Genomic DNA, 18,806 nt, shown 5'->3' with positions numbered 1-18,806 from the left:
TTACTCCTTGTCAGATGATGCAGTCGGTGACTTAGATTTCACACGACCAGATGATTGCGCTGGAATTTGACCTGTAGGGTCCATAACCAACTCTTCAATAGAGTTAAAGCGTGTGATTTCTGCGATGTCCATATTTGGTGAACCAATTTTCAACGCTTTACCTGCAGCTTTACGCTTATCAGAAGGCGCCCAATCTAATGCACCTACTTTTACCGCGTAAATTAAAGCAATCAATAAATCGACCACAAAAATAACCACGGTAGTAAAACCAAACCAGCCTGCTTCACGAACAGAAGTAGACCATGCATATAGATAAAGTGCTTCGATATCAAACACGACGAAGAAAATTGCAACTAAATAGAATTTCGCAGACAAGCGAATACGTGCACCACCAGCACCTACTACACCTGACTCAAACTGCTCTTGCTTAGCACGACCCCATGATTTACCCCCAAGGAGTAAAGGGACGGTCAGCATAAAGACGCAAAGGAATGTAACGCCGATCACGAAGGCAATAATTGCCCAATCGTATGGAGTAATGGCACTCATGCGGGGATAACTCCTGGCAGGCCTATTTATTAACAAAGAATGTATGTATTGGCCTTCAAATACACCAAACACAAAATTAATCCCGCCAATTGTACCTGATTGAGGAGGCTTCTTGCTAGCTTATCGGTATTCGTCTTTAGGATGATTTTTTAATCATTTCAGCATTTAAATTGGGTTTACTCCCTTAAAATTAGGATTAATCGCTTAATTAGATTAGATTGCATTTTTTTATTAATTATTACATTTATGTGATTTTATCAGAAAATTATGACTGTTCAGTTTCATCAACAAACCCTTCATTTCTCAGCATACACGTTCAAATTGGCGTATTTTTATCAACTGTGTCATTTATTAAATAAATACTCCCCCACCTCAACTTTGTTGTTTCTTTATTCACTTCTTTTGCTTTTGATCTTTTCTTCAAATGAAAAGCCAGCTGTATTGGTTCTATGTAAAAAGACATTTTTTTAGCTTCTTGTGGCTTTTTTGCAATTCTTTGACACGACCTATAAAGAGTGTGATATTTGTAGTTAAAACACAAAAAGCAATCACAACGGAGAGACAATAATGACTTTAGAATTTACGCATAAACCTGATTATTTTCTATCTGCGCAATTGGTGATTCACCATATTAAAAACTACTTAGATAAGCACCCTGATGCTCAAAATGCCATTTTTGATTTACGTGATATCTATGAGTTATTACGTCAAGATTTAGCTTCTGCAACCACCAACCTTAACGGGATTATGAATATTGCAGATGAATATAAACTTGAAACCCTAAACGGCGACCAAAAACTCATTAGCAATTATTCTATCGATGCAAAAAACAACTCTTTACTCATCGATTTCAATACAGATGCCCTTTCTGCTCTGAAAAATGGCAAACCCATTATTGAACCTGATGCAACGATTACCGAATAAGTAAAAACCTGATATAAAAAAGCCATTCAAATTGAATGGCTTTTTTATATGTATCATTCGCTAAATGCAGCTGAGCTAGATTTCTTAGCTCGCTTAGCTGTCATTGGCACTAAGCTCTTTACCATCTAGCTTCGGTTTATTTTTCTTAAAACGTGTCGCAGGCCATGTCATGGTAAAACGCGCCCCACCTAAAGTTGGACTTTCATCAATACCAACTGTTCCACCAAACCAGTAAGCAATACGGCTGACAATCGATAAACCTAAACCATAGCCCCCTGAAGCACGGGTACGACTATCATCTAAGCGTGCAAAGGCATCAAAAATACGCTTACGATCTTCTTCTGGAATGCCGGGGCCATCATCTTCAACACAGATATAGGCCATGCCTTCATCATTCACACCACCACTGATCAGCACTTTATCATCACAATAACGCACTGCATTGCCCACTAAGTTTTGTACAACGCGATGCAAGTAACGACGCTCAGTTTCCACAATCACCCCAATTGGTGGTGCTTGCAATTCCAAGGTTTTCCCTGTCTTTAAGGCTTCGGTTTCAATCAAGACCTGATCTAAAACTTCAAACAAGCTGACATCTTCAAACTCTAAAGATGGCATGCCTTGTTCGAGCTTGGCATAAGTCATGATTTCATCAATCAAGGTATTAAGCGCTTCGATATCTTTGTCGATTTGTTCAACTTGCTGCTGACGGTAGTCGTAGTCATCTTCATCCGCCATCATTTCTACACCAAAGCGAATACGTGCCACGGGTGTCCGCAGTTCATGCGATACCGCGCGCATTAACTCACGCTGTGCTTCAATTAAACGCTCAATATGATCTGACATGGAGTTATAGCTGGATGCCAAGGTACCAAACTCATCCGTGCTTTCGACAGGTAACCGTAAAGATAAATCCCCACCCTTCATTTTATTTAAAGCATAATTTACTGCACGCAGCTTACGTTGCATCGGCACCAATAGACCATAAACACCCAAGCTCAAGACAAACAAGCTCAGTAGCGTAATACCAGCTGCCAACTGGAAAGGCATCCAATTAAACAGTGGCACAGGCCCCATGACCAAGACTTCTGAAGTTGAGCTTGGAATTGGTGATACGATCGAAATAGTTGTGCCGCGCTCAGTCGCACTATCACGATACAAAATAATGCTGTGATCTAAACGTAGTCGGCCGATTTGCTCAGAGTCTAAAGGTAAACTTTGAACATTTTGAATTGAAATTGGATAAGAAAAATGATGTTGGATTTTTTCAAGATATTGTTTTTCTTGACCTGGGTAATACACCAAATAATCCAGTATAAATACAGGCAATGCTTTCATTTGGCGTTCTGAAATATTATCAGCTTTTATATATAGTAGATGTGCAGGATCATCTTTTAAGCCAATAATAATATAAGCTGCTGTGGTTTGTGCGTCCCAACGCACTACAGCTTTACGCTCTTCTATACGTTTTGTTTCCGCTCGGGTTAAATCAACCTGATTAGCTTTTACATAATAAATAGGCAACTCAAGTAGATCAGATGCATCTGACACCCAATCTGACTTTTGTTGTTCATTTGGCTGACGTGCAATACCTTCACTTATAATGAAAGCCAAACCGTCAGTAAGCGATTCACGATATTCTTGCGCGCGCTGGTAGTTAATGATTTGCACCAGCAAATAGCCAAATGTAGCGACTAAAAAGACTAAAATCAGTAGCCCCGCATAAACGCGCAAAAATATACTGTGTTTAAACACGTAAAAGTGTCCTACTTTGCCAAACTAAGGGACGGTATTTTACATTAAATGCCGTTGGTTTCTTTTACGAATAAATAACCTTTACTACGTACGGTCTTAATGCGTTTCGGGTTTTCTGGATCATCACCAATTTTTGGACGAATTCGCGAGATACGCACGTCAATTGAACGATCTTGACCATCGTATTCAATACCACGCAGACGCTCAAAAATATCTTCACGAGAAAGAATGCGACCCGCATTAGATGCCAACAACCATAAAAGGTCATATTCTGCACTGGTAAAGTCAACCAACTCATTATTGAGTGTGACAGAACGACCACCATTATCAATTACAAGATCATCAAATTCGATGCGCTGTGCAACCTCATCTTCTGGTGCTTTATCTGTACGACGTAATAATGCACGAATACGCGCAAGTAAAACGCGAGGTTGAACAGGTTTTGCAACATAATCATCTGCACCCATTTCTAGACCCAACACTTGGTCCATGTCTTCGGTACGTGCAGTCAACATTAAAATTGGTTGATGGTAGTGTGGACGAACTTCACGACAAATGGTTAAACCATCTGCACCCGGAAGCATCACGTCGAGTAATACCATATCTGGTTGTTCAGCGATAATACGGCGAATCGCACGATTACCGTCTGGTTCTACCCCAACTTCAAGTCCGTTACGGATTAAGTATTCTTGAGTTAAACGAGCAAGACGCTCATCGTCTTCAACAATTAAAATTTTAGGTAACTTTTCTTCTTGGCTCATTGATTGCCCCTTATTTGATTGGGCGTATCCTATTTGAAATCCGATAGATACGCTTAAACATAGTTTGCAATATACACACGTTTACATTGTAAACAAGATGGCATTCACCAAACTGATACATCAATATCGTATTTTGTAATAAATTTTAACCTGCTACATTTTTGCAGCCGTATTTACCAATCATTTCCATGCCCTATTGCTCACAATACCAACAATTATAAATTTGGATACATTTTCATCGAATAAAAACTGACTGATTAATTCACAACTTTTTAGGCTTTCTGAAGTTATCCACAATGTTATCTATAAGCACTCTTTTTCGACTTTGCTATGCTATGCCCTTGTCGGATAAGGCATATATAACAAAGATAAAAAATAGGGATTTTTTGAGATGGATTTCTGCCAGAAAAGTTCAAAGCATTTAGTAAAATGTCAATATTGATATACCCTGAATTTTCCCGTATCTTGTGTTCAATAAATTTTTAAACCACTAGGTCTTGTGTTTAAACCTCAAACACTGTGGCATAAAAATTGCCCAGTTCAAACGGTCCTAACATAAAAATAGATGACAAATGGAGCTATGCTAGCATGAGCGTAACGAATTCAACCCCTGGTCAAATTCAGGTGATTAAACGCACCGGTGACGTTGCACCTTTTGATGCAGAAAAAATCTCTGTGGCGATTGGTAAAGCGTTCTTGGCCGTTGAAGGCCAGCAAAGCGCTGACTCCAGCCGTATTCATGACCGTATCTCTCAATTAACTGAGATGGTATTGAATACCTTTAACCGTCGTTTACCTTCTGGCGGTACCATTCATATTGAAGAAATTCAGGATCAGGTTGAACTTGCGCTTATGCGTACAGGTGAGCAAAAAGTTGCTCGCTCTTACGTGATTTACCGCGAACAACGTGCCGAAGCTCGTAAACAAACTGGTGCTCACCACCACCCTACTTTACAAGTGACAAGTTCAAACGGTCAGCTTAAACCGCTTGATCTTGGCGCACTTGAGGCAAATATTGTTAAAGCAGCTGAAGGTTTAGAAGGCATCGATGTTCGAGCGATTATCGATGAGACTGTAAAAAACCTTTATAACGGCGTAAAAGAGTCAGACATCTCAACGACCATGATGATGGCTACTCGTACACGTATCGAACAAGAACCAAACTATACTTATGTGACTGCGCGTTTATTGCGTAATGACCTTGTTGCTACAGGGTTAGAGTTCTTAGGTTTAGATACTGACACGAATGAAGGCGATGCTTTAGAAACTTTCTTGAAGAAAGGTATCGAGCTTGATCTTCTTTCTCCAGAACTACTTAACTTTGACCTTGCAAAATTGGCTGCTGCGATTCAACCAGAACGCTCAAACCAATTTACTTATTTAGGTCTACAAACCTTATTTGACCGTTACTTCATCCATTCAGATGGTGTACGTTTCGAATTACCACAATTATTCTTCATGCGTGTTTCAATGGGTCTTTCATTGAACGAAGAAAACCGTGAAGAACGTGCAATCGAATTCTATAACTTATTGTCTAGCTTCGATTACATGGCATCTACGCCTACTCTATTTAACTCTGGTACTTTACGTCCACAGTTATCTAGCTGTTACTTAACAACGATTTCAGATGACCTTTACAACATTTATGGCGCAATGCGTGATAACGCAATGTTGTCTAAATGGGCGGGTGGTTTAGGTAATGACTGGACACCAGTTCGTGCGCTTAACTCGTACATCAAAGGTACAAATGGTAAGTCACAAGGTGTTGTACCGTTCCTTAAAGTTGCCAACGATACTGCTGTTGCAGTCAACCAAGGTGGTAAACGTAAAGGTGCAGTATGTGCATACCTTGAAACTTGGCACTTGGACATCGAAGAATTCCTAGAACTTCGTAAGAACACGGGTGATGACCGTCGTCGTACACACGACATGAACACAGCGAACTGGGTTCCTGATTTGTTTATGCAACGTGTATTCGAAGATGCTGAATGGACTCTGTTCACACCATCTGAAACACCTGATTTGCATGACCTAACAGGTGCAGAATTTGCTGAACGCTATGCTTACTATGAAGGCATTGCGAAAGAAACCAACATGCTACATAAGAAAGTCCGTGCGAAAGACTTATGGCGCAAAATGTTGTCTATGTTGTTTGAAACTGGTCACCCTTGGATCACATTCAAAGACGTATGTAACTTACGTTCACCACAACAACACGTTGGTGTAGTTCACTCTTCTAACTTGTGTACAGAAATTACGCTGAACACTAACGAAGATGAAATCGCAGTATGTAACTTAGGTTCAATTAACCTTGTACAACACGTTCAAGGCGGTGTGTTAGATCGTGAAAAGCTTGCTCGTACAGTTAAAACTGCTGTTCGAATGCTCGATAACGTAATTGACATCAACTACTACGCTGTCCCTCAAGCTCGTAACTCGAACTTGAAACACCGTCCAGTGGGTATGGGTATCATGGGCTTCCAAGATGCTTTATACGAAATGAAATTGGCTTATGGTTCTGATGCTGCGGTTGAGTTCGCTGACGAATCGATGGAAGTGATTTCTTACTACGCAATCCAAACGTCTAGCGATTTGGCACTTGAACGTGGTACTTACGAGACATTTAAAGGTTCACTTTGGGATCAAGGTATCTTGCCAATTGACTCTTTAGATATCGTACAAAAAGCACGTCCTGACCGTATGTTCGAAGTTGACCGTACAACACGTTTGGACTGGGATACTTTACGTACTAAAGTTCAAAAAGACGGTATGCGTAACTCAAACGTGATGGCAATTGCACCGACTGCAACCATTTCGAACATTTGTGGCGTATCACAGTCAATCGAACCAACTTTCCAAAACTTGTATGTGAAATCTAACCTTTCTGGTGAATTCACAGTGATCAACCCGTACCTAGTACGTGCGTTAAAAGATCGCGGTCTTTGGGATTCTGTAATGGTCAACGACCTGAAACACTTCGAAGGTTCGGTTCAAAAAATTGCACGTATTCCTGAAGAGCTTAAAGCAATCTTCGCGACTGCGTTCGAAGTTGAGCCACGTTGGATTGTTGATGCTGCATCACGTCGTCAAAAATGGATCGACCAAGCTCAGTCTCTTAACCTTTACATCTCTGGTGCAAACGGTAAGAAACTCGACATGACGTACAAAATGGCATGGTTACGTGGTCTTAAGACGACTTATTACCTACGTGCATTGGGTGCGACTTCTGCTGAGAAATCAACCATTAACACTGGCGCATTGAACGCAGTTAAGCCTGCTACTGTTGCAGCACCTGTAACTGCTGTTGCGAAAGAAGAACCTAAAGCTGAAGTTGCTGCTGAAGAAGAAGGTTTTGGTCAAGCAGCTCCAGTGCCAATGGCATGTTCAATTGACAACCCTGATTGTGAGGCTTGTCAATAATGCAAAAAGTTTCTATGGGTGAGCTAATAATATTCATGATTTTACTACTACTAATTGTAGTAGCAATCAAAGGATAAAAATATGCTAGAACATTAGCCTCTGCATTAGAGGCTTTTGTTCAACCCATAGATTTTTGCCAAAATCACAGATCTTAAAGGAAAACTCCATGCCACATATGACGCATAACTATCAGTTAGGGCTTATTGCTTTGGTAGTTTCCTTTATTTTGACTTTTTATGTCCCGATCGCCTATTTCTGGTTCAAGGCATATAAATCGCGTAATCAAAATAAGTAGTTTTATAGACAGAATTACTTCTTTTGATAATGTAGAAATACACAATCAAACCTAGATCAAAGATTATGAAAGATAGAAAGTAATTGGAGATTTAGAAAGGATTTGGGGAAAATGTTGGGGATATTGGCGTATCCCCTCCATAAATCTCAGATAACCGAGAATACGGTTGACTGAAAGCTTTCGTCTAAGAAAGTAACGAAATCTTCGTTCACTTTGGGCTTTGAGTCAACTGTTAATTATCACTTTTAAACTAAACCTATGTTTTTAGGAGTTTTAAAAATGAGTATCAAACTACAGTTAATCATTAACAAAGTTACAGGAGATTTTTATGAGCCAATGGTGCTTAAGCTACGATCTTAAAAACAAACCAAGTTCAAATTATTCAAGAATTTACCAAACTCTTGGACAATATGAACACACTCGATTACAACAGTCGATTTGGTTGCTAAATACAACTAAATCTTCTGATGAAATCATAAATGATTTTAGGCATTGCGTTGATCAAGATGACCGTTTTGCGGTTTTCCCAATTGACCAAAATTTATTAAACATTTTAAAGGAGTAAATACCCCGACCATTTATTGTTCACAATAAATGGTTTTGAAATAGAGAGAGGTTTATAATCTCTTCTCTATTTCAGTGGGGTTCATTGCTTTTTAAATAAAGTGAGGAGAATCCCATGTCTATCCTAAGTTGGGACGATTTCGAAGATGATGAACCGAAACAAGCTGCACAAGCTCACCAGCCTGCGCCCGTCGAACCGCAAAAAACGACTGATTCGCAAGTGGTATCTAATGCACAGCACTCATCGCCGAATTTGGCAGCTGCACAACCCGCTCGAACCAGTACAAATCGACCAACAGATCCAACCGATCCGTTGGCAAGAGCATCTAACGCTCTAGAAAATCTAGACGTTGCACCTGGCTTAGAAGAGCTAGAAATGGGTGCTCAGCGTGTTCAAGTTGACGATAAAGCGATGATCAACTGCCGCGCTGACTTAAACCAACTTGTACCGTTCAAATACGAATGGGCTTGGCAAAAATATCTAGACGGTTGTGCAAACCACTGGATGCCGCAAGAAGTGAACATGAACCATGACATCGCACTTTGGAAGTCTGAAAATGGCTTAACCGAAGATGAGCGTACCATTGTTATGCGTTCTTTAGGTTTCTTCTCGACTGCGGATTCATTGGTTGCGAACAACTTGGTTCTTGCAATCTACCGTCACATCACCAACCCTGAATGCCGTCAGTACATCTTACGTCAATCATTTGAAGAAGCGATTCACACGCACGCTTACCAATACTGTATCGAATCTTTAGGTATGGACGAAGGCGAAGTCTTCAACATGTACCGTGAAATTCCTTCAGTGGCTCGTAAAGCAGCTTGGGGGCTGAAATATACACAATCTTTAAGTGATCCTACTTTCAAAACAGGTACACCTGAAAACGACCAAATCTTGCTTCGCAACTTGATCGCGTTCTACTGCGTACTTGAAGGTATCTTCTTCTACTGTGGTTTCAGCCAAATCTTGTCTATGGGTCGTCGTAACAAGATGAATGGTGTTGCTGAGCAATTCCAATACATCTTACGTGATGAATCTATGCACTTGAACTTTGGTATCGACATGATCAACCAAATCAAGATCGAGAACCCTCACCTATGGACTGCTGAGTTCCAAGAAGAAATCATTCAAATGATTCTTGAAGGTACAATGCTTGAAATCGAATATGCTCGTGACACTATGCCACGCGGTGTATTGGGTATGAATGCAGGCATGATGGAAGAATACTTGAAGTTCATCTGTAACCGTCGTTTGAGCCAATTAGGTTTACCTGAACAATTTGCTGGTGTGAATAACCCATTCCAGTGGATGTCAGAAATGATGGACTTACGTAAAGAGAAGAACTTCTTTGAAACTCGCGTAACAGACTATCAAACTGGTGGTGCGTTAAGCTGGTAATAAATTTTTCAGCGAAATATCAAAAGCGGAACCAAGTGTTCCGCTTTTTTTATGAAGAATTTCATTCACCCAAGCAAATCTATGCATTTAATTTAATTCATATTCTGCTAATATAAAACGGTATAAAAATACATCAATTAATAAAAATCACATAATAAAAGAGGACAGAATGAAAGGTCAGATATTAGATTATTCAGTACAAACCAATTCAGGCATCATCAGTGGAGATGATCAAAACCGTTATGAGTTTACAGGTGCAGAATGGCGTGGCCAAAACTCACCTAAACGTGGCGATCATGTAGATTTCGATATCAGTCCCGAAGGTCAAGCGGTTCAAGTATTCAATGCACTTGGCAGCAGTAATCCTATTCAACAAATTTCACAGCACCTCGATAAAATTTCAAACCAAGACCAAGCTGAATCAAAATTCAACATGATTGATTGGTTTGTCAAATGTCTAAAAAATTATGCCAACTTTACTGGACGTGCACGCCGTAAAGAATATTGGTTTTTTGTTTTGGTCTATCTTATCGCAATGATTATTACTCTGATTGTCGATTCAGTGCTTAGAACCAGAGGAATATTCACAGGTATTTTCATCTTAGCAATGGTTATTCCGTCCCTTTCTGTTGCAGTACGTCGTTTACATGATATTAATAAATCTGGTTGGTATTGGTTAATACAAATGATTCCGCTCGTTGGACCAATTCTGGTTCTAATTTGGCTTGCAACAGAAACCAAACCTGAAGTAAACCAATGGGGACAACCTGCCAAATAAATAAAAAATCGTGGCTACTATTTATGTAGCCACCCTATCTACAGCACATTAACTCAGGAAAAATATGAAAGGACAAATACTAGATTTTTCGATTCAAACTAATACTGGGGTGATTAGTGCTGAAGATGGAAAACTCTATCAATTTGCTGGTCATGAATGGCGCGGTCAAAGACCACCTACACGTGGAGAACAGGTTGATTTTGCTTTGGATGAAAGTGGGCAAGCGATTCAAGTCTATATTGCATTACACCAACAAAGTTTTTCCACGAATACGCGAGCAAACTACAGTGAAGAAGAGGAAAACTATGACTTTTTCGCGTGGTCATTCAAACCACTGAAAAAGTTTGCTGAATTTGAAGGACGTGCTCGACGTAAAGAGTTCTGGTTCTTTTGGCTATTTTGTATATTGGTCACTATACTTGCCTCTATTTGCGATTTCGTTATTGGCAGTGAACCTTGGCTAGAAAATATTACCAATATCGTTTTACTTATTCCTAGCTTAGCTGTTGGCGCACGTCGACTACATGACACGGGACGTTCAGGTTGGTGGCAACTTTTAATGCTCACAATCATCGGAATCATTCCACTGATTATATGGTGGGCTACAGACACCAAAGCCGAGAACAACCAATGGGGTCAACCCGCTAGAGATCTGCAACAATAAAATAAGGCGCACAATGCGCCTTATCTTTTAACAAAAAACTTTAGCCATATTTACGCGCAAAATCTTCATCTGAAGTGCATAGATAAACAATAAATTCAATAAAAGCAACAATGGATGGAATAAAGGTCCAACAGAATAGCAGATACACAATCCCCCATCCAATACGACCCAAATAGAATTTATGTATACCAAATCCACCAAGGAAGAATGCTAAGAGTGCAGCAACAATACGAATCTTTTGACCGTATTGCGTGCCTAAAGCATTCGGCACAGCGACTAAGTAAATATCGGTTGCGTAACCCAATCCACTTGTCTCAAAATCAACAAATTGTCCACGAGCAGGAACAGTTTGTCCTTTCCAATCGCTTCCAGAAAATTGATAACGATTCTGATCATCTCCACTGATGATGCCTGTATTATTTTGAACAGAAAAATCGAGTATTTGCCCTTTCATATAATCCTCTATGTTTTATCTTTATTTGATGATTCTTGGACGTTATTTTCATCAGCAATATAACGAATTATTGATGAATATCATATCATTAACTTATCTTGCCAAATAGCATTTTGTAAACATCAATCTCAATGCATATACCACTGCCATCGCAAATATTGCATAACCCGCAGGAGTAATAAACAACGGAATACATAAAACAATCACCACGGTTAAAGGATATAAAAGTTTTCTAAAGCCGCTTTGATGATGCAATTCATGGAGTAAATATAAACTTGTCGTATAAATCACGAGGCTGATCGCCACAAAGTAGCTTTCTTTTTCAGAACTAATCAGTACCTCATGCGAAACCATATCGACTGCGGCAGCTAAACTAGCACCAATCGCCGCAATACTAATAAAGACAAAGAAATGTCCATAACCCCAAGTAAATGCCATTTTGCGGCTATTTAAACGCTCTGCAATACTGGTATCAAAATAAGACCACTACATGGTGAACATCATCATCAGGCCGCCCACCATCAGAAAAATCAGTTCAGTACTAAAACGCTGATTTGTTAATGCATCGGTTATGGCAATCGAGCATTCGACAATAGATTCGCCTAAAACGATAATGGTAAGCAGTGAATATCGCTCTGCAATATGATGCGCATGCCAAGGTGTACGGCTTGCAGCTTCTGCAAAAACTGGGATAGACAGTTCAGCAATTCCGAGCAAAATGAAAAGATAAACTGTGAAATGCAGCGGTGAAAAATGAAAGAACAGCCACCCCACTTGCACCAGTATGATGCCAAAAGCATAGCGTAATGCTGTTTTCCGACGGGACAGATCATGCTTTGCAACGCGAAACCACTGCTGTAACTAAGCCCAGACACATAATGGCATAACCAATCACAATTACGTCAAAATCCTGCTTTTGAAAAGCGCTTGGAATACCTGCAGCAATGACCAAAGAACCAATGATCTGTACGAAAGTTAAGATTCGATAGAGCGCATCATCATTATCATACGCCGAAGCAAACCAACTAAAGTTCATCCACGCCCACCACAAGGCAAAAAACACCATGCCATACAGCGTTAAACCCTGAGCTAAATGATTTTCAACAATGGCATGATGCAGTTGCTGCCCTGCTGTTGCGATCGCCACGACAAAGATCAAGTCAAAAAGCAATTCTAAAGAGGTCGCGACACGATGATGCTCATGTGGATCACGTGGGTGCAAAGGTTTGAGCCACTGACTAGGGAATAAAAATGATTTGGACATAGCATTCAGCTTTATTGTTTTCTGTCTGAATTTTTTCAAAAGCCTGAAACAGTTACAAGATCGATTACATAAATCAGATGAGAAACAGTTTTCTAGAAAAAGGATAATGGCTTTAAAAACACACTTAAGATTTAGATATTTCAATTGTAGAAGTTAAAAATTCAAAGTGACAAAACTGCGAAAGACGTTTTAAGATAAAAACTCGATAGATCGATGTGTTTTTTATATCTCAGCTATATTTTTCTCTAAATTTTAATGACATACTGCTATCCACTAAAATAATAATGAAACCTAAAAGTAATGTTAGAAGAAAAATTAGCGTCTTTTCCTGACGCAGTTTGGGTACAGATTCATTATGATCAAATGCAAGTTTTAACGCGTGATCATCAAATTGTAGCTGAACAAAACTGCCCTCTGGCTTTTATAGAACGTGGAAGTTTTGTCCGAAACTATCATGTTGCAGAACAGTGCTTCAACCAACTCATACAACAGATCCACTTCAAGTGGTATGAGTTTGGACAGCCGGTTATTTTTATTCAGTTAAAAGAACGCTTAAGTGAAGAAGTCAGCGCACTCGAGCTACAAGCCATTCAAGAAATGGCTCTAAGCGCAAATGCACATTTTGTATTTGTTTACGACAAACATGGTATCGCACTCGAAGCAGAAACCATCAAAAATGATGAGTCTCCTTTGCTCAAATGGCTTTTCTGTGGGGTGATCTTGCTCATTTTGCTGATTATCTTTAAATAATCAGCATCATTCATTAGGTTCGGTGCAACTACGACACTTTCTGCTGCTGCAATTGCTCAATACTCGAAATCAAATCGTTAAAACCGTCAATTACTAGCGCTGGTGCAGCCATTTGAATTTCTTCTGTACTACCATAACCATAGCTCACAGCAATACTCGGCACAGCATTACGGCGCGCGCCTAAAATATCGTACTCACGGTCTCCCACCATCACACATTCCTTCGCATCCAACTGTTCTTGCTGCAAAATGTATTCAATTAAATCGCCTTTGTTGGTTCGCTCACCGTTCAGTTCACTGCCATAGATCACAGTAAAATATTTTGCCAAATCAAAATGTTCTAAAATTTGGCGGGCATAGACCGTCGGCTTTGCTGTAGCGACGTACAAGTGAAAGCCTTGCTGTTGTAAAGTTGCTAGAGTGTCGGCAACCGCAGGATACACTTTATTTTCAAATAAGCCCGTAACGGCAAAGCGCTCGCGATAACCAAGTAAAGCCTGATCTGCAAGTACATTATGCATATCGACATTGAGGATTTTGGCCAAAGAGGCTTTCAAAGGTGGTCCAATGATCCAATCGATATTGGTCTCATCCGAAATAGGATGTCCAATTTTCGCCAGTCCATAGCGTGCTGAAGTGGTAATGCCAACTTTTGGATCTGTTAATGTTCCATCGAGATCGATCAATATATTCTTAATCACAGCTTTTACCTTATCCATTCACTTCTGCAAAAATACTATCGAGTGTTCGCTCAAAGTTGCCTATACTATCGCAAATTTTGTGTAATAAGGACATCATTGTGCGCCCTACTGTACTGTGCTTTTCAGGTCTTGACCCTTCAGGTGGTGCAGGACTGCAAGCGGACATTGAAGCCATTGGTCAAAGTGGCGCACATGCTGCCATTGCGTGTACAGCATTAACCGTTCAAAACTCACAACGAGTGTATTCGTTTGAAGCAACCTCTCGTGAGTTATTGCTGGCCCAAGCACATGCTGTCGTCGGTGACCTCCCTATTCGCTGTGTAAAATCAGGAATGCTAGGAACGACTGAAAATATCGCGGCTCTCGCTGAGTTTTTACGTGAACATCCCGAATATCATTATGTTCTCGACCCCGTTTTAGTTGCCAATAGTGGTGGCTCTTTGGGCGATCAAGCAACTTTGGTCAAAGCCTTTGCAGAACTAATTCCACTTGCCACTGTGCTTACACCCAATACCGTAGAATTACGTGCGCTCACAGGTGAAGAGGATATTTCTAAAGCAACTGCGCAACTTTTTGCGATGGGTGCTCAAGCGGTATTAGTAAAAGGTGGGCATGAAAATACGCCTGACTATATTCAAAACTCGTTATATGTTCAGGGTGAATTAGTCTCTGAAACCCGTTGTCCACGACTGGATGGGGAATATCATGGTTCGGGCTGTTCATTGGCGAGTTTTATTGCAGGGCGTTTAGCCTTAGGTGATGAGCTCAAAACGGCTGTTCATCATGCCGAAACATGGTTATTTGGTGTGTTGAAAATCGCTGAATCACCGGTTGTCGGTGGACAAAAAATACCAAAACGTTTTTAAAGTACTCGGTTATTTATTTAAACCCCATAGAATAAACCGCTATATCATTTAAAGCCCTGAATATCAGGGCTTTTTCAAATTAAGAGTCGAGTTGAACGCGATAGACCAAGGTTGGAATTTCCCACGCACCACCAGCAAATCCTTTGCACTGTGTGGTTTTTGCCATATAGGTTTGGATAAAACGCTGACCATTCCATGACCACTCCCCCGTACTATGACAGTCGCCAATGCCTCGTCCACGTTGATTGGAGAAAATCTGCCCTTCGCTAAAACCACTTCCGGAAAAGGTCACGGATTGTTTGATTTGCTTTAAATTTCGATCCATCAGCCAATATCCATTACCACTGTTATATGCCCCACGCCAACATGGCACTTCGACCAAGGCATTTTTCCCATTGATTGGAAACACCACGACCCGATCATCCTCTAAGAAATTTGCATCAAAGAGTTGAGGACAATCTTCTACTGTCGTTTTCTTCTTTATCAATCCAAACAATTGTTTGGCTGTGGGCGCATTGACGGCATACCGTGTTTGTAAGCCCTTACTGTAATTTTGAATATTCACTTTCGGAATACTTTTCGGTTTGAGTACATTGGCCGAACTACTATTGGCTTTACGCAATAATGCCGAATTTGTCCCTATGCGCTTTTGAAAATCATCCATACGGAGTAAAACTGCACTAGCGCCCTGCACCGACAATAACCATGTTTTGTTGTTGCCTTTCCACACAATTGGTTGGTTGGCTTGTAAGGCTTGAATCAGTTTTTGAGTTTGAGCTGCACTTAACTGACCTTCCGCAGTTTTGGCATCAAGCTGCACAGTTCCCTGATTTTTACCTAAAATGTAAAGTTGAAGTGGTTGATTTGCCGCATTGAAGGTTTCAGGATCGAGTTTCACTCGTGCGCTGACTTGCGCTTGAGCTCCCGCAGCACGTTGTAATAACACAGAAATAGCGGGCTGATTGCCCTCCGCTTGATAACCTGCAACGCGACAAGTCCCCGTATTATCACAAGCGATTTCCCAATCCTTATGTGAAAAATAGTTTCCTTGAATTTGAGCTAAGCTCACACTACAACCCAATGCAGCAACGTAGCCTAATAGAAGTTGCCAGATGACATTATTTTTGTTCATGTCTTTGGCTCAAAATAATTATATTAGAACCATCTTAAAATGCTTTTCACTGAAACTCCAGTCTAAAAAGATCTGCTGCATCATTTGAAATTATGAAGACGAATCATTCAGTTGCTGTATCTCCTCACATTTTTTTCGCTTCACATTTTCATCACTGAGCGTATTCATCAAATCTGCCGCAAGGCCTTTTAACAGACTCATATCATCATCGGTCATTTGATTCGGCTGCCGATCTAAAACACAAAAACTTCCCAACGCGACCCCATTACGGTCTCTAAGTGCAACGCCTGCATAAAAGCGAATGCGGTTATGCATCAATTCAGGTAAATGCGCAAAGCGTGGGTCACGTTGTAGGTCTTCAATAATCAAGCGTTCATTTTGATACACCAAATGGCTGCAGATCGAGTCTTGCTTGGACTGGCGCACCTGCATCGGTTGCTCGGTAGCCTGAGCCAAAGGGCTACCTGGGGTATAGACCCAGTCTTGCTTGACCCAAGAGATTTGTGCATATTTCACATCGAAGGCTTGTCGGGCTTCTTCAATATATTGTTCATAGATCGGCAAATTCCGCTCATCCAAAACATCCAGTTCTTCTAATGCTTTTAAGCGCTGCACTTCAACGCTAGGATCAGGCTCATCCAACCAAGATTCCCCCTGCTTCAATTGAAAAGCTTCAATGGTTAATAACAAGTCATTCATATTATTGACCACAGCATCGACGGTGAAATTTTCTTTGATCGCATCTAATTGGGATATCTCATCACAGCTCCAAAGTGCAAAAATCAGTTTTTTATCCGGAAACTGTGCCTTAAAAACATGGCTTAGTAGGCGAATTTGAGCTTCTGGTGCCGTATGGAAAATCGAAATACATACGATCTGAATATCCTCTTGGATATCATCCATACTTTGATGCTGATTTTGAATCAATACGTCGCTAAATGCCTGAGCCTGAATACCACTTAAACTTAGCCCATGCGCCAACATAGCCGATACTTGAACATCAATTTCCCAACGTGCGCCGATACATAAAACCTCAGTTTTCTGATCCTCTTGTGCCACTGGATATGCCCGTTAAAAACTATGATTAAACAGCTTTAAGCCTTGATGTAAGCGTAGTCGATGCTCTGCACTAGCCTCGGTGTTGTGTCCGCTCGAAAAAATCCGTATGGCTGGAATCGCCACTTTGGCATAAAACGCATTGACCCGACGTGCCTTAATTTCATCCATGGCATCTTTCGGTAACTTTTCAGCAATAAAAGTCTGTGCAACATCCATGGCATCTTGCACATCATCAGCGACCAATCGCTGATAAAAGCGCTCATGCGGCGCCAATGCAGGTGTACTACCGATCAGGGTTTTAATTAAACCTAAGGATGGCACATAGCTCGAAAGCACCAATAAACACGCGGTTAAAGGCGTCGATAAAATTAAACCAATTGGCCCCCACACCGCCGTCCAAAACATGGCGGCAATAATAATGACTAAGGTCGAAAGTCCAGTACTTCCCCCATATAACCAAGGCTCAATAATATTATTACTGACCAATTCCAAGAGCAGGATTAAGCCGACTGTCCACAGCACCATATTCCATGTGGGATCTACCGCAAAAGCCAATGCAATGGGGAAAATCGCGGAAATCATCGGGCCGACATAGGGAACGAAGCGCATCACAATCGCCACCATTCCCCACATAATTGCTGCCGGAACCCCAATAAACCAAAGTCCCAAAGCCATCGGAATACCGTAGGTCACATTGACCATCAGCTGCATACGTAAATATTTACCGATACGATTGGCCGCTTCATCTAGTGCGTCAGTTCCGATATTTAAATTACCGCCCAGCAGCTTGAGGAAACGATCATGCAAATCTTTCCGATTAACCAAAATCAGAATCACAAACAAAAATACAATACCCGCAGTTGCCAAGGGATTGAGCACCCGCTCGCTCCAAGCCATGACCGCTTCAGCCGTAGTTTGTTGTTGCCCCACCACTTTCACTTGCTGCACTTGAGGATTTTTCTCTTCAGGCACCACATCATCTATCGAATTTTCAACGGTATCTATGGTGGTTTTTGCGCCATCCCAAACACTCGGGCCGCGTGCAAATTGACGAATAGAATCCATTTTCTTTTGAATCGTGCCCTGATATTGCGGTAATTCTTGGCTTAATTGCCCCAGTTGATAACCCAAATAAGAGGCCGCGCCGGACAAAATCGCCAAAGCCAAACCGACCACAATAAAAATCGATGGCATCTGTGGTAGTCCCCAACCACGGAGTTTCATCACCAGAGGATCAACTAAAAAAGCCAATAAAATTGCAAGTGCCAATGGAATAAAAATATCTTTGCCAAGATATAAGGCGGCAATCAGCAAACTGCCGATGATAAATCCTGCCGTGATTCGAATCACTTTATGTAAGTCTGCAGGGGGCATTTGCTTCGTTGCGTTCAAGTCTTGCAAGCCTTACTTTTGACCTGATCGTGATGATTCAAAATCTTGCGCTAATTTATTATTTTTATGATCCATTTTCT

Annotated in this window: 16 protein-coding genes and 1 pseudogene; 8 read left to right on the top strand and 9 right to left on the bottom strand. The window is 40.8% G+C overall.

Annotated features, from left to right (window positions below; all coding sequences use genetic code 11):
- Entirely contained in the window at positions 1-549 is a 549-nt protein-coding gene (ndhC, locus tag FTV11_RS09100; protein WP_078191106.1) for an NADH-quinone oxidoreductase subunit A, read from the bottom strand.
- 567 nt (positions 550-1,116) lie between these two features.
- Here ndhC and FTV11_RS09095 point away from each other — a divergent pair.
- On the top strand, positions 1,117-1,473 hold the full coding sequence (locus tag FTV11_RS09095) for a hypothetical protein (protein WP_078191107.1): 357 nt from the start codon (positions 1,117-1,119) through the stop codon (positions 1,471-1,473).
- A 93-nt stretch (positions 1,474-1,566) separates the two neighbouring features.
- Here the strand turns inward: FTV11_RS09095 and bfmS are convergent, their stop codons facing one another.
- Entirely contained in the window at positions 1,567-3,228 is a 1,662-nt protein-coding gene (bfmS, locus tag FTV11_RS09090) for a sensor histidine kinase BfmS (RefSeq protein ID WP_180073872.1), read from the bottom strand.
- A gap of 44 nt (positions 3,229-3,272) precedes the next feature.
- Positions 3,273-3,989, bottom strand: coding sequence for a response regulator transcription factor BfmR (bfmR, locus tag FTV11_RS09085; protein ID WP_067764711.1), 717 nt, complete (start codon positions 3,987-3,989; stop codon positions 3,273-3,275).
- 588 nt (positions 3,990-4,577) lie between these two features.
- On the opposite strand from bfmR, the gene FTV11_RS09080 reads away from it, so the two are divergent.
- The 5 genes from FTV11_RS09080 to FTV11_RS09060 all read left to right on the top strand — a co-directional run bounded on the left by FTV11_RS09080 (position 4,578) and on the right by FTV11_RS09060 (position 11,109).
- Complete coding sequence (locus tag FTV11_RS09080; protein ID WP_180025855.1) at positions 4,578-7,409, top strand: ribonucleoside-diphosphate reductase subunit alpha; 2,832 nt, start codon at positions 4,578-4,580, stop codon at positions 7,407-7,409.
- Positions 7,410-8,032: 623 nt separating this feature from the next.
- Positions 8,033-8,269, top strand: coding sequence for a CRISPR-associated protein Cas2 (locus FTV11_RS09075; RefSeq protein WP_180055543.1), 237 nt, complete (start codon positions 8,033-8,035; stop codon positions 8,267-8,269).
- A 114-nt stretch (positions 8,270-8,383) separates the two neighbouring features.
- Entirely contained in the window at positions 8,384-9,667 is a 1,284-nt protein-coding gene (locus tag FTV11_RS09070) for a ribonucleotide-diphosphate reductase subunit beta (RefSeq protein ID WP_078191110.1), read from the top strand.
- Positions 9,668-9,836: 169 nt separating this feature from the next.
- Entirely contained in the window at positions 9,837-10,445 is a 609-nt protein-coding gene (locus FTV11_RS09065; RefSeq protein WP_180004739.1) for a DUF805 domain-containing protein, read from the top strand.
- A 64-nt stretch (positions 10,446-10,509) separates the two neighbouring features.
- Positions 10,510-11,109, top strand: a complete 600-nt coding sequence (locus tag FTV11_RS09060) for a DUF805 domain-containing protein (RefSeq protein WP_180073871.1) — start codon at positions 10,510-10,512, stop codon at positions 11,107-11,109.
- Between the two features lie 40 nt (positions 11,110-11,149).
- Here the strand turns inward: FTV11_RS09060 and FTV11_RS09055 are convergent, their stop codons facing one another.
- Together FTV11_RS09055 and FTV11_RS09050 are read right to left on the bottom strand one after the other, a co-directional pair.
- A complete protein-coding gene (locus tag FTV11_RS09055) occupies positions 11,150-11,563 on the bottom strand; it encodes a TM2 domain-containing protein (protein ID WP_180073870.1) in 414 nt (137 codons plus the stop codon).
- Between the two features lie 93 nt (positions 11,564-11,656).
- Positions 11,657-12,827, bottom strand: a pseudogene (locus FTV11_RS09050) (low temperature requirement protein A).
- Positions 12,828-13,127: 300 nt separating this feature from the next.
- On the opposite strand from FTV11_RS09050, the gene FTV11_RS09045 reads away from it, so the two are divergent.
- On the top strand, positions 13,128-13,577 hold the full coding sequence (locus FTV11_RS09045) for a hypothetical protein (RefSeq protein WP_180004736.1): 450 nt from the start codon (positions 13,128-13,130) through the stop codon (positions 13,575-13,577).
- Between the two features lie 28 nt (positions 13,578-13,605).
- Here FTV11_RS09045 and FTV11_RS09040 read toward each other — a convergent pair whose 3' ends face one another.
- Positions 13,606-14,277, bottom strand: coding sequence for an HAD-IA family hydrolase (locus FTV11_RS09040; RefSeq protein ID WP_180009333.1), 672 nt, complete (start codon positions 14,275-14,277; stop codon positions 13,606-13,608).
- A 98-nt stretch (positions 14,278-14,375) separates the two neighbouring features.
- Between FTV11_RS09040 and FTV11_RS09035 the strand changes: the two genes are divergently transcribed.
- Positions 14,376-15,143, top strand: coding sequence for a hydroxymethylpyrimidine/phosphomethylpyrimidine kinase (locus FTV11_RS09035; RefSeq protein WP_180027253.1), 768 nt, complete (start codon positions 14,376-14,378; stop codon positions 15,141-15,143).
- 79 nt (positions 15,144-15,222) lie between these two features.
- On the opposite strand, the gene FTV11_RS09030 is transcribed toward FTV11_RS09035, so the two are convergent.
- The 3 genes from FTV11_RS09030 to FTV11_RS17120 all read right to left on the bottom strand — a co-directional run bounded on the left by FTV11_RS09030 (position 15,223) and on the right by FTV11_RS17120 (position 18,726).
- On the bottom strand, positions 15,223-16,275 hold the full coding sequence (locus FTV11_RS09030) for a DUF1176 domain-containing protein (protein ID WP_180073869.1): 1,053 nt from the start codon (positions 16,273-16,275) through the stop codon (positions 15,223-15,225).
- A gap of 90 nt (positions 16,276-16,365) precedes the next feature.
- Positions 16,366-17,334 carry a GAF domain-containing protein gene (locus FTV11_RS17320; protein ID WP_373685413.1) on the bottom strand — a complete coding sequence of 323 codons (969 nt, stop codon included), beginning with the start codon at positions 17,332-17,334 and terminating at the stop codon, positions 16,366-16,368.
- Between the two features lie 12 nt (positions 17,335-17,346).
- Positions 17,347-18,726 carry an AI-2E family transporter gene (locus FTV11_RS17120; protein WP_257223227.1) on the bottom strand — a complete coding sequence of 460 codons (1,380 nt, stop codon included), beginning with the start codon at positions 18,724-18,726 and terminating at the stop codon, positions 17,347-17,349.
- Between the last annotated feature and the right edge of the window lie 80 nt (positions 18,727-18,806).

Origin of the sequence: Acinetobacter sp. YH12231, assembly GCF_013417755.1 — a bacterium.
Taxonomy (GTDB): domain Bacteria; phylum Pseudomonadota; class Gammaproteobacteria; order Pseudomonadales; family Moraxellaceae; genus Acinetobacter; species Acinetobacter amyesii.
The sequence above is the reverse complement of the archived record's forward strand: the minus strand, read 5'-3'. Positions and strand labels throughout refer to the sequence as shown.